This window comes from Streptomyces sp. NPDC053750, from assembly GCF_044544295.1.
Lineage (GTDB): Bacteria > Actinomycetota > Actinomycetes > Streptomycetales > Streptomycetaceae > Streptomyces.
The window spans coordinates 459,789-472,004 of record NZ_JBITXB010000006.1; the positions used below are offsets into that span (position 1 = coordinate 459,789).

Annotated in this window: 11 protein-coding genes; 7 read left to right on the top strand and 4 right to left on the bottom strand. The window is 72.2% G+C overall.

Annotated features, from left to right (window positions below; translation table 11 throughout):
- Window positions 1-36: 36 nt before the first annotated feature.
- Window positions 37-1,032 (bottom strand): DeoR/GlpR family DNA-binding transcription regulator, encoded by a 996-nt coding sequence (locus ACIGO6_RS20400; protein WP_399878034.1) that lies wholly within the window; start codon window positions 1,030-1,032, stop codon window positions 37-39.
- Between the two features lie 191 nt (window positions 1,033-1,223).
- The gene (locus ACIGO6_RS20405; RefSeq protein WP_399878037.1) at window positions 1,224-2,672 is read right to left on the bottom strand and encodes an NAD(P)H-quinone dehydrogenase; all 1,449 of its coding nucleotides are present in this window, start codon (window positions 2,670-2,672) and stop codon (window positions 1,224-1,226) included.
- A gap of 83 nt (window positions 2,673-2,755) precedes the next feature.
- Between ACIGO6_RS20405 and ACIGO6_RS20410 the strand changes: the two genes are divergently transcribed.
- The 3 genes from ACIGO6_RS20410 to ACIGO6_RS20420 all read left to right on the top strand — a co-directional run bounded on the left by ACIGO6_RS20410 (window position 2,756) and on the right by ACIGO6_RS20420 (window position 6,245).
- On the top strand, window positions 2,756-3,193 hold the full coding sequence (locus ACIGO6_RS20410; protein WP_399878040.1) for a gamma-glutamylcyclotransferase: 438 nt from the start codon (window positions 2,756-2,758) through the stop codon (window positions 3,191-3,193).
- Window positions 3,194-3,287: 94 nt separating this feature from the next.
- Window positions 3,288-4,112 (top strand): purine-nucleoside phosphorylase, encoded by an 825-nt coding sequence (locus tag ACIGO6_RS20415; protein ID WP_399878042.1) that lies wholly within the window; start codon window positions 3,288-3,290, stop codon window positions 4,110-4,112.
- Window positions 4,113-4,601: 489 nt separating this feature from the next.
- A complete protein-coding gene (locus ACIGO6_RS20420) occupies window positions 4,602-6,245 on the top strand; it encodes a phospho-sugar mutase (RefSeq protein ID WP_399878204.1) in 1,644 nt (547 codons plus the stop codon).
- Between the two features lie 86 nt (window positions 6,246-6,331).
- Here ACIGO6_RS20420 and ACIGO6_RS20425 read toward each other — a convergent pair whose 3' ends face one another.
- A complete protein-coding gene (locus tag ACIGO6_RS20425) occupies window positions 6,332-6,997 on the bottom strand; it encodes a PH domain-containing protein (RefSeq protein ID WP_399878045.1) in 666 nt (221 codons plus the stop codon).
- Window positions 6,998-7,109: 112 nt separating this feature from the next.
- Between ACIGO6_RS20425 and deoC the strand changes: the two genes are divergently transcribed.
- From deoC to ACIGO6_RS20445, 4 genes are all read left to right on the top strand, one after another.
- Window positions 7,110-8,111 carry a deoxyribose-phosphate aldolase gene (gene deoC / locus ACIGO6_RS20430; protein ID WP_399878048.1) on the top strand — a complete coding sequence of 334 codons (1,002 nt, stop codon included), beginning with the start codon at window positions 7,110-7,112 and terminating at the stop codon, window positions 8,109-8,111.
- Between the two features lie 5 nt (window positions 8,112-8,116).
- Window positions 8,117-9,565 carry an aldehyde dehydrogenase family protein gene (locus tag ACIGO6_RS20435; RefSeq protein ID WP_399878051.1) on the top strand — a complete coding sequence of 483 codons (1,449 nt, stop codon included), beginning with the start codon at window positions 8,117-8,119 and terminating at the stop codon, window positions 9,563-9,565.
- Window positions 9,558-10,469, top strand: a complete 912-nt coding sequence (locus ACIGO6_RS20440; protein ID WP_399878054.1) for an aldehyde dehydrogenase family protein — start codon at window positions 9,558-9,560, stop codon at window positions 10,467-10,469. Before ACIGO6_RS20435 ends, ACIGO6_RS20440 begins: the two co-directional genes overlap by 8 nt.
- Before the next feature lie 96 nt (window positions 10,470-10,565).
- A complete protein-coding gene (locus ACIGO6_RS20445) occupies window positions 10,566-11,213 on the top strand; it encodes a uridine kinase (RefSeq protein WP_399878207.1) in 648 nt (215 codons plus the stop codon).
- Window positions 11,214-11,465: 252 nt separating this feature from the next.
- Here the strand turns inward: ACIGO6_RS20445 and ACIGO6_RS20450 are convergent, their stop codons facing one another.
- The gene (locus ACIGO6_RS20450; RefSeq protein WP_399878057.1) at window positions 11,466-12,209 is read right to left on the bottom strand and encodes a SigE family RNA polymerase sigma factor; all 744 of its coding nucleotides are present in this window, start codon (window positions 12,207-12,209) and stop codon (window positions 11,466-11,468) included.
- Window positions 12,210-12,216: the final 7 nt, after the last annotated feature.

Genomic DNA, 12,216 nt, shown 5'->3' on the forward strand with positions numbered 1-12,216 from the left:
CGTCGGTGCCGGGGACGCGACGGACCGTACGGCGGCTCAGCGGCGGCGCAGATCCGCGACGCGCGTCCGCTCCGCCCCGGCGCCCTGCTCACCCAGCGCCGTGGCCGACCGCAGCCCCGCCGCCGCACCCGGGACCTGACGGCGTGGCCCCGGAAGCGGCACGTCCCGACGCTGCTGACGCGCCGGGACGGAATCACCCCCCGGGGCCCCCGCGGTCCCCGAGGCCCCGGAGTCGCCCGTAGCACCCCCCGACGCCCCGGCCACGGCGATCTGCACGCCCTGGTCGGCCAGGGCCTGGAGCTCGGTGCCGGCCCGGTCGTCGTGGGCGGGCGGCTCGTCCGTGACCAGGCGGGTGATGACATCCGTGGGCACGGTCTGGAACATGGTGTCCGTGCCCAGCTTGGAGTGGTCGGCCAGGACGACGACCTCGGCGGCGGCCTGCACCAGCGCGCGGTCGACGGAGGCCGACAGCATGTTGGACGTGGACAGGCCCCGCTCCGCCGTCAGCCCGCTCCCGGACAGGAAGGCCTTGGACACCCGCAGCCCCTGCAGGGACTGCTCGGCCCCCGACCCGACGAGGGCGTAGTTGGACCCCCGGAGCGTGCCACCGGTCATCACGACCTCGACCCGGTTGGCATGGGCCAGGGCCTGGGCCACCAGCAGCGAGTTGGTGACGACGGTCAGCCCGGGCACCCGCGCGAGCCGGCGGGCCAGCTCCTGCGTCGTGGTCCCCGCCCCGACCACGATGGCCTCGCCCTCTTCGACGAAGCTCGCGGCGAGATCGGCGATGGCCGTCTTCTCGGCGGTCGCGAGATGGGACTTCTGCGGGAAGCCGGACTCTCGCGTGAACCCGCCCGGCAGTACCGCACCGCCGTGCCGGCGGTCGAGGAGTCCTTCTGCCTCCAGTGCGCGCACGTCCCGCCGTACGGTCACTTCGGAGGTCTGGACGACGCGGGCGAGCTCACGGAGCGACACGGCCCCGTTCGCTCGCACCATTTCGAGGATCAATTGGCGACGTTCTGCAGCGAACACGAAACTGACAGTAACCCCAACGACCGTCTGCTTTCAGCAGTATGCGCCGAATAACAGAAGTTGTTCGCACGGCAGACCGGGAAGTGGTATACACGCCTACTCCGGCCGCCTATGCCGCCCGCAAGCGACGCAACTCCCCGTAACCACCGGGGAGTCGATTCCGGCCGCCCACCCGCACGCGGACCGGGAGCCTAGGCGATCCCCTCCGCCTTCCGCGTGTGCAGCTGCCGCGCCACCTCCGCGATCGACCCCGAAAGAGACGGGTACACGGTGAAGGCGTTCGCGATCTGTTCGACCGTCAGGTTGTTGTCGACGGCGATCGAGATGGGATGGATGAGCTCCGAGGCACGCGGCGCCACGACGACTCCACCCACCACGATCTCGGTGCCGGGCCGGCAGAAGATCTTGACGAAGCCGTCCCGGATGCCCTGCATCTTGGCGCGCGGGTTGCGCAGCAGCGGCAGCTTCACCGCGCGGGCGTCGATCTTGCCGGCGTCGACGTCGGCCTGGGAGTACCCGACCGTGGCGATCTCGGGGTCGGTGAAGACGTTGGCGGAGACGGTCTTCAGGTTCAGCGGGGTGACCGCGTCGCCCAGGAAGTGGTACATGGCGATCCGCCCCTGCATGGCGGCCACCGACGCGAGGGCGAACACACCGGTGACGTCACCGGCGGCGTAGACACCGGGAGCCGAGGTCCGCGACACGCGGTCGGTGCGGATGTGCCCGGAGTCCTTGAGCTTGACCCCGGCCTCCTCGAGCCCCATCCCCTCGGTGTTGGGGATGGCACCGACGGCCATCAGACAGTGCGACCCGGTGATGACCCGCCCGTCCGACAGCGTCACCTCGACCCTGTCCCCCACCCGCTTGGCGGACTGCGCCCGGGACCGCGACATGACGTTCATACCGCGCCGCCGGAAGACGTCCTCGAGCACGGCGGCAGCATCGGGGTCCTCACCGGGCAGCACCCGGTCCCGTGACGACACGAGCGTGACCCGCGACCCCAGCGCCTGATAGGCACCGGCGAACTCGGCACCGGTCACACCGGACCCGACGACGATGAGCTCCTCGGGCAGCTCGTCCAGGTCGTACACCTGGGTCCAGTTCAGGATCCGCTCACCGTCGGGCCGCGCGTCGGGCAGCTCCCGCGGATGCCCACCGGTCGCGATCAGCACCGCGTCCGCGGTGAGCGTCTCCTCGCTCCCGTCGGCGGCCCGCACCACGACCTTCCGGGACCCGTCGAGGGCCTGCATGCCCTCCAGCCGCCCGCGCCCGCGCACGACCCGCGCGCCGGCGCGCGTCACGGAGGCGGCGATGTCGTGCGACTGCGCGAGGGCCAGACGCTTGACACGCCGGTTGACCTTGCCCAGATCCACGCCGACCACCCGGGCGGCCTGCTCGATGTGCGGGGTGTCGTCGGCGACGATGATCCCCAGCTCTTCGTAGGACGAGTCGAAGGTGGTCATCACCTCGGCCGTGGCGATCAGGGTCTTGGACGGCACGCAGTCGGTCAGCACCGACGCCCCGCCCAGACCGTCGCAGTCGACGACGGTCACCTCCGCGCCGAGCTGCGCGGCCACCAGCGCCGCTTCGTATCCGCCGGGTCCGCCGCCAATGATCACGATCCGAGTCACGTACTCCATTGTCCCGCACCGTTCAACGCGGGGCCGCCCGGGGGCTCACTCGTTACCAGAGTGACGCCCGGTGGCTGCCGTACCCTCTCCCCATGTCGCTCTACGCCGCTTACGCCGGCAACCTCGACGCGCGGCTGATGACCCGCCGCGCCCCGCACTCGCCGCTGCGCGCCACCGGCTGGCTGAACGGGTGGCGGCTGACCTTCGGGGGCGAGCACATGGGCTGGGAGGGCGCCCTCGTAACACTCGTCGAGGACCCCTTCTCCCAGGTCTTCGTGTCGCTGTACGACATCGCCCCGATGGACGAGGACTCGCTCGACCGCTGGGAGGGCGTGGGGCTGGACATATACCGCCGCACGCGCGTACGGGTCCACACCCTGGACGGCGAGGAAGGAGCCTGGACGTACGTCCTGAACGCCTACGAGGGCGGCCTGCCCTCCGCCCGCTACCTGGGCGAGGTGGCGGACGCGGCGGAGTCGGCCGGCGCACCGCACGACTACGTCATGGAACTCCGCAAGCGCCCCTGCTGAGTCGCGCCCTCGTCGGAAACACCAAAGCAACAAACACAATCCCGTGACCTCTGTCATCTACGCGCGTAGGCGTAAACCGGCTACCCTCTTCGGCGTGAACGCATCTCTTCTTCCGGACGACATCCAGGGCGACCCCCACGCCGCCGCCGACGCCGCCGCGGCCCGCCTGCGCGAACTCACCGGCGCCGAGACCCACGACGTCGCCCTCGTGATGGGCTCCGGCTGGGCACCGGCCGTGGACGCCCTGGGCGCCCCCGAGGCCGATCTCCAGGTCACCGAGCTGCCCGGCTTCCCGAAGCCCGCGGTGGAGGGCCACGGCGGCAAGGTCCGCTCGTACTCCATCGGTGACAAGCGTGCGCTGGTCTTCCTGGGCCGCACCCACTACTACGAGGGCCACGGGGTGGCCGCCGTCGCCCACGGCGTCCGCACGGCCGTGGCCGCCGGTGCCAAGACGGTGATCCTGACCAACGGCTGCGGCGGCCTGCGCGAGGGCATGCGCCCCGGCCAGCCGGTCCTGATCAGCGACCACATCAACCTCACCGCCACCTCCCCCATCGTCGGCGCCAACTTCGTCGACCTCACCGACCTCTACTCCCCCCGCCTGCGCGCCCTGTGCAAGGAGGTCGACCCCACGCTGGAGGAGGGCGTCTACGCCCAGTTCCCCGGCCCGCACTACGAGACCCCGGCCGAGATCCGCATGTCCCGCGTCATCGGCGCCGACCTGGTGGGCATGTCGACGGTCCTGGAGGCGATCGCGGCGCGCGAGGCCGGCGCGGAGGTGCTGGGCATCTCGCTGGTGACCAACCTGGCGGCGGGCATGACGGGCGAGCCTCTGAACCACGAGGAGGTCCTGCAGGCAGGCCGCGACTCCGCCACGCGGATGGGTGCGCTGCTGACGCAGGTGCTGGGTCGGCTGTAGGCGTTGCTTCCCCTTTACGGCCGGCGTCGGTGACGTCGCCCGGTGTCCCCGTCGCACCGGCGTGGGTGCGGGCGTCGGGGGTGGGTCGCGCAGCCCGGCGCCACGGGGTGCCGCTGCGCCCACCCGTGCCGCCCCAGCGGCACGACTGCCCGCAGCTGCGCGGGACGGCGGCCCGCAACCTGGCGGCGTAGCGGGGACGGCCCGCAGGCCGGCGGGATGGCGCGGTCGGGTACCCGGGTGCTCGCCCCGCGTGGACGGGTAGCCGCGTACGGCGGGAAGGGGCCGTGTTGGGGGGTGTCCGCCCGCAGCGGTTGGCGCGTCAACGGAGGTCACTTCTGTGGCCGACCGATTCCGCGCCGTTCCGAGGACGGACACCCCCCGGCGCGGCCCCGCCCCACAGGACCACGCACCGCGCAACGCGCACCCCCACCGACCCAGCACAGGCCGCCGCAGGCACCACCCCCCGCTCAACCACCGACACACGAGAGGCTGACCGACGTGCACGACGACGACCTCCTCGCCCGGGCCAAGGCATGGCTGGCCGAGGACCCCGACGCGGACACCCGCGCGGAACTCGCCCGGCTCATCGACGCCGAGGACCACGCCGAACTCACCGCACGCTTCGCCGGCACCCTCCAGTTCGGCACCGCCGGCCTCCGGGGCGAACTCGGCGCCGGCCCGATGCGCATGAACCGCGCCGTCGTCATCCGAGCCGCCGCCGGCCTCGCCGCGTACCTCAAGAAGCAGGGCCACACCAACGGCCTGGTCGTCGTCGGCTACGACGCCCGCCACAAGTCCGAGGACTTCGCCCGCGACACCGCCGCGGTCATGACCGGCGCAGGCCTCAGGGCGGCCGTCCTCCCCCGCCCCCTCCCCACCCCCGTCCTCGCCTTCGCCATCCGCCACCTCGGCGCCGTCGCCGGCGTGGAGGTCACCGCCAGCCACAACCCGCCCCGCGACAACGGCTACAAGGTGTACCTCGGCGACGGCTCCCAGATCGTGCCCCCCGCCGACGCCGAGATCGCCGCGGAGATCGACGCCGTACGCTCCCTGCACGACGTCCCCCGCCCCGGCACCGGCTGGCAGACCCTCGACGACGCCGTCCTCGACGCCTACCTCGCCCGCACGGACGCCGTCCTCGCCCCCGACTCCCCCCGCACCGCCCGCACGGTCTACACGGCGATGCACGGCGTCGGCAAGGACACCCTCCTCGCCGCCTTCGCACGGGCCGGCTTCCCGCAGCCCACCCTCGTCACCGAGCAGGCCGACCCCGACCCGGACTTCCCCACCGTCGCCTTCCCCAACCCGGAAGAGCCCGGCGCGATGGACCTGGCCTTCGCGAAGGCCCGCGAAACGGCCCCCGACCTGGTCATCGCCAACGACCCGGACGCCGACCGCTGCGCCGTCGCGGTCCACGACGGCACCGACTGGCGCATGCTCCGCGGCGACGAGGTCGGTGCCCTCCTCGCCGCCCACCTGGTCACCCGCGGAGCGCACGGCACGTTCGCGGAGTCGATCGTCTCGTCCTCCCTCCTCGCCCGCATCGCGGCGAAGGCGAACCTCCCGCACGTCGAGACCCTCACCGGCTTCAAGTGGATCGCCCGCGTCGACGGCATCCGCTACGGCTACGAGGAGGCCCTCGGCTACTGCGTCGACCCGGAGGGCGTACGCGACAAGGACGGCATCACCGCGGCCCTCCTGGTCACGGAACTGGCGTCCACCCTCAAGGAGGCCGGCCGCACCCTCCTCGACCTCCTGGACGACCTCGCCGTCGAGCACGGCCTGCACGCCACCGACCAGCTCTCGGTACGCGTCGAGGACCTCTCCCTCATCGCCGCCGCGATGCACCGCCTGCGCGCACAGCCGCCCGCCCACCTCGCGGGCCTGCCCGTCACGAACGCCGAGGACCTCACCCGGGGCACGGACACGCTGCCGCCCACCGACGGCCTGCGCTACACCCTCGACGGCGCCCGCGTCATCGTCCGCCCGAGCGGTACGGAGCCCAAGCTGAAGTGCTACCTGGAGGTGGTCGTCCCGGTCGCCGGGCACGCCGGTCTCCCCGAGGCCCGCGCGAAGGCGACGGACCTGCTCACGGCACTCAAGCGGGACCTGTCGACGGCGGCAGGCATCTGACCGCACGGGGCCGGTAGAACACCCGATGGGGCGCCCCAGGGTGGGGCGCCCCATCGGGTGTTCTGCAGGCCCCCGCCCCCGGACCGTCAGCCCGTCGCCAGCAACACCGCCAGCAACACGACACCGACCACCACCGGCGCGACGACCTCGTAGGCCCAGCGCACCGTCACCTCACCCTGCGAGGCCTCGGCGGACTTCCGTGTCTCCAGCAGCTCACGCAGGTCGTCCACGGCCTTGTCGGTCTCCGCCCGCACCGGCCCGTCGGCCGCGGCGGCGGCCGCCACCGCGTCACCGGACGCACCCCCGCGCCGGCCGCCCCCGGCCGCCCGCCGCGCCTCCTGCCGCGCGGCCTTCTTCCGGGCCCGCAGCGAGACGGGAATGGCCCACAGCTGGTACTTGGCGCCGGACTCGGTGAAGACCTCGTTGGAGTAACCGGACCGCAGCGAGTCGACCTGCCCCCAGGGCAGCACGACGACCCGGAAGGGATTGCGCACGCGCAGCCGGTCCTCGTTCGCGAAGACGGCGGGCCGCACGGTGTAGGCGGCGATGAGCGGCACGAGGAACAGCAGCACCGCGAGCGCCTTCCAGGGGGTGCTCCCCTCCCCCGCGACCACGGCGTCGATGCCGAGCCACAGGGCGAGCGCGAGCACCAGGACCCCGCCGGCGATGCCCGCGGGCGAGCGGTAGACCCGGTCCCGGGACGCGGGTACCGGCGGCTGCGGCGGAGGTGACTGGGACTCGGGGCTCGTCATGGTGCCGATTGTGCCCGACGCGCCGGACGGCGCTCGTCCGCGGTGCCGGTGAACGAGAAGAGCGCCGGGACTGTACAGCCGCTACGCGCGTAGATATGCTCGCCTGGTGACCATGCCCACCACTGCATCCGCTGCACCCGCCGCGTCGGCCGCCCCCGCCAGGTCCGCCGCACCCGCACCCGGACTCGCCGACGTCACCGCGTCCGACAGCACGCTGCGCCGCTTCCTGCACGGGCTGCCCGGCGTCGACACGGTCGGCCTGGAGGCGCGCGCCGCCTCGCTCGGCACCCGTTCCATCAAGACCACCGCGAAGGCGTACGCGCTCGACCTCGCCATCTCGATGGTCGACCTGACGACGCTGGAAGGCGCGGACACCCCGGGCAAGGTCCGGGCGCTCGGCGCGAAGGCGGTCCACCCCGACCCGACCGACCGCACGGCTCCGACGACGGCGGCCGTCTGCGTCTACCCCGACATGGTGCCCGCCGCCAAGGAGGCCGTAGCCGGCTCCGGCGTGAAGGTCGCCTCGGTCGCCACCGCCTTCCCGGCGGGCCGCGCCTCGCTCGCGGTCAAGCTGGCCGACGTGCGCGAGGCCGTGGCCGCGGGCGCCGACGAGGTCGACATGGTCATCGACCGCGGCGCGTTCCTCGCGGGGAACTACATGAAGGTGTACGACGAGATCGTCGCCGTACGGGAGGCCTGCGGCACGTCCGCCCGCCTGAAGGTCATCTTCGAGACCGGCGAGCTGTCGACGTACGACAACATCCGCCGCGCCTCCTGGCTCGGCATGCTGGCGGGCGCCGACTTCATCAAGACCTCCACCGGCAAGGTCGCGGTCAACGCCACGCCCGCCAACACGCTCCTCATGCTGGAGGCGGTCCGCGACTTCCGCGCCCAGACCGGCGTCCAGGTCGGCGTGAAGCCGGCCGGCGGCATCCGCACGGCGAAGGACGCGATCAAGTTCCTGGTCCTGGTCAACGAGACCGCGGGCGAGGACTGGCTGGACAACCACTGGTTCCGCTTCGGCGCGTCCTCCCTCCTGAACGACCTGCTGATGCAGCGACAGAAGCTGGCCACCGGCCGTTACTCCGGCCCCGACTACGTGACGGTGGACTGATCACCATGGCACCCGCATCCGCATCCGCATTCGAGTACGCCCCGGCACCCGAGTCCCGCGCGGTCGTCGACATCGCGCCCTCGTACGGCCTGTTCATCGACGGCGAGTTCGCCGAGGCCGCCGACGGCAAGGTCTTCAAGACCGTCTCCCCCGCCACCGAGGAGGTCCTCTCCGAGGTCGCCGAGGCCGGCGAGGCGGACGTCGACCGCGCCGTCAGGGCCGCCCGCAAGGCGTTCGAGAAGTGGTCGGCGCTTCCGGGCTCCGAGCGCGCGAAGTACCTCTTCCGCATCGCTCGCATCATCCAGGAACGCAGCCGCGAGCTCGCCGTCCTGGAAACCCTCGACAACGGCAAGCCGATCAAGGAGACCCGCGACGCGGACCTCCCCCTGGTCGCCGCGCACTTCTTCTACTACGCGGGCTGGGCCGACAAGCTCGACCACGCGGGCTACGGCGCGAACCCGCGCCCGCTCGGCGTCGCGGGCCAGGTCATCCCCTGGAACTTCCCGCTCCTGATGCTGGCGTGGAAGATCGCCCCGGCCCTCGCGACCGGCAACACGGTCGTCCTGAAGCCCGCCGAGACGACCCCCCTCTCCGCCCTGTTCTTCGCGGACATCTGCCGTCAGGCCGGCCTCCCCAAGGGCGTCGTCAACATCGTCACCGGCGACGGCCGCACCGGCGCCGCGCTGATCGCCCACCCGGACGTGAACAAGGTCGCCTTCACCGGCTCCACCGCCGTCGGCAAGCAGATCGCCCGCACGGTCGCGGGCACCCGCAAGAAGCTGACGCTCGAACTGGGCGGCAAGGGCGCCAACATCGTCTTCGACGACGCCCCGATCGACCAGGCCGTCGAGGGCATCGTCAACGGTATCTTCTTCAACCAGGGCCAGGTCTGCTGCGCGGGCAGCCGCCTCCTGGTCCAGGAGTCGATCCACGACGAGCTGCTCGACTCCCTCAAGCGCCGCCTGACCACCCTCCGCCTGGGCGACCCGCTGGACAAGAACACGGACATCGGCGCGATCAACTCGGCCGAGCAGCTGGCCCGTATCACCGCCCTCGCCGACCAGGGCGAGGCGGAGGGCGCCGAACGCTGGTCCCCAGCGTGCGAACTCCCCTCGTCCGGCTACTGGTTCGCCCCGACGCTCTTCACGAACGTCACGCAGGCGCACACGGTCGCCCGCGACGAGATCTTCGGCCCGGTCCTGTCCGTCCTCACCTTCCGCACACCGGACGAGGCCGTCGCCAAGGCCAACAACACCCCGTACGGCCTGTCGGCGGGCATCTGGACGGAGAAGGGTTCGCGCATCCTGGCGGTCGCGAACAAGCTCCGTGCGGGCGTGATCTGGTCCAACACGTTCAACAAGTTCGACCCGACCTCGCCGTTCGGCGGCTACAAGGAGTCGGGCTTCGGCCGCGAGGGCGGCCGCCACGGCCTGGAGGCATACCTCGATGTCTGACCGACTCTCCGTACTGAAGACCTACAAGCTGTACGTCGGCGGGAAGTTCCCGCGTTCCGAGAGCGGCCGGGTGTACGAGGTGACCACGAGGACATCAGCCGCTGACGCGGCGGGAAAGGGCAAGTGGCTGGCGAACGCCCCGCTCTCCTCCCGCAAGGACGCCCGTGACGCGGTGGTCGCCGCGCGCAAGGCGTTCGGCGGCTGGTCCGGCGCTACGGCGTACAACCGCGGCCAGATCCTGTACCGCATCGCCGAGATGCTGGAGGGCCGCCGCGACCAGTACGTCGCGGAGGTCGCCGACGCCGAGGGCCTGTCGAAGTCCAAGGCGGCGGCGCAGGTCGACGCCGCGATCGACCGCTGGGTCTGGTACGCGGGCTGGACCGACAAGATCGCCCAGGTGGTCGGCGGCGGCAACCCGGTCGCGGGCCCCTTCTTCAACCTCTCCTCCCCGGAGCCGACCGGCGTGGTCGCCGTCCTCGCCCCGCAGGAGTCGTCCTTCCTGGGCCTGGTCTCGGTCGTCGCCCCGGTCATCGCGACCGGCAACACGGCGGTCGTGGTGGCGTCGGAGAAGTCCCCGCTGCCCGCCCTCTCCCTCGGCGAGGTCCTGGCCACCTCCGACCTCCCCGGCGGCGTGGTCAACATCCTCTCCGGGCGTACGGCGGAGATCGCGGCCCCCCTCGCCGCCCACCAGGACGTCAACGCGATCGACCTCGCGGGCGCCGACGAGGAACTGGCGAAGGAGCTGGAGATCGCGGCGGCGGACAACCTCAAGCGCGTCCTGCGTCCACAGCCTGTGGACGACTGGTCGGCTACGCCGGGCACCGACCGCATGACGGCATTCCTGGAGACCAAGACGGTCTGGCACCCGACGGGCGCCCTGGGCACGTCCGGCTCGTCGTACTGACCCGACCCGACCTGACCGCGCTTCCACGCCGAGAGCCGCGCCTCCCCTCCGTCCGGGGGAGGCGCGGTTCTCTGCGCACCGACCGGAAGCAGCACGATAAGGTGCCCCGTGAGCTCCCAACCGCCCATACCGACACGAGTCGTGCTGCTCTGCGGCCCCTCCGGCTCCGGCAAGTCCCTCCTCGCCGCCCGCTCCGGTCTTCCGGTGCTGCGGCTCGACGACTTCTACAAGGAGGGCACCGACGCGACGCTGCCCCTGGTGCCCGGGAGCTCCGACATCGACTGGGACCACCCGGACTCGTGGGACGCGGACGCGGCCGTCGCCGCCATCACCGAGCTGTGCCGCGGGGGCCGTACGCCCGTGCCCGTCTACGACCTCGCGCTCAGCGCCCGCACCGGCGAGGAGACCGTCGACATCGGGCGGACCCCGCTGTTCCTCGCGGAGGGCATCTTCGCCGCCGAACTCGTGACGCGCTGCCGGGACCTGGGTGTCCTGGCCGACGCGCTGTGCCTGAGCCGGGGCCCGCTGACGACCTTCCGCCGCCGCTTCCTGCGGGACCTGAGGGAGGGCCGCAAGTCGGTGCCGTTCCTGCTGCGCCGCGGCTGGCGGCTGATGCGGCAGGAGCGGTCGGTCATCGCGCGGCAGACAGCACTGGGCGCCCACGCCTGCGACCGGGACGAGGCGATGGGCCGCCTGGCCGCGGCCGCGGCGGGGCGGTGCGTCACGGCGCGTACGCCCGCCTAGCGCGGCCCCGCGCACACACCCCCACACACAGAAGAGCGGGACTGGACGGACCCCCCGGCCCTCCAGTCCCGCTTTTCCTTGTGCTCCCCCGTGCTCCCCCGTGTTACCCGTTCCCCCGTGTTTCCCCCGTCCCCCCGGTCCCCCCCGGGTCGTTCCCCCGTGGTGCTTCCCCGTGAGTAAGAGCCCGGCACCCTCCCCCTGATACACCCCGGCTCGAACTTTTTTTCACGGGCCCCCCGACCCCCCGTACCTTCAGGCGACCAGTTCGCCGAAGGCGTCCTCCTGGTCACGGCCGAAGCTGAGGACCTCGTCCTCGCGCAGCCGGCGGAGCGACCGCCAGATGCTGGACTTCACCGTGCCGACACTGATGCCGAGGATGTCCGCGATCTCCGGGTCCGTGCGGCCCTCGTAGTAGCGCAGGACCAGCATGGTGCGCTGGAGCTCGGGCAGCCGGGCCAGCGCCTGCCACAGGACCGCGCGCAGCTCGGTGCCGCGCATCGCGTCCGTGTCGCCGGGCGTCTCCGGCAGTTCCTCGGTCGGGTACTCGTTGAGCTTGCGGCGCCGCCAGGCGCTGATGTGCAGGTTGGTCATGGTGCGGCGGAGGTATCCGCCGACCGCCGCCTTGTCACTGATCCGGTCCCACGCCCGGTAGGTCGAGAACAGCGCGCTCTGCAGCAGGTCCTCGGCCTCGAAGCGGTCGCCGGTCAGGTGGTAGGCGGTTGCGTACAGAGAGGCGCGGCGCTCCTGGACGTAGGCGGTGAACTCCACCTCCGACAGTGAGCGACGCTCCCCCTCTGCCTCCCCGTACGCGTCCCCCCCGTGCGTCTCCCCCTGACGCGTGTCGACCACCGACATGTAGGCGGTGTGCTGCCGCCCGGTGCCGCGAGCGCACCCCCGCCCGCTCACGGCACCGGACTTCTCGGAACCCCGGTGCGTGTGCACGTCGTGCAGACGCGTGACCACTGCGCTGGTGCTGGTGCCGTGCAGCGTGTTCATCTCGCGC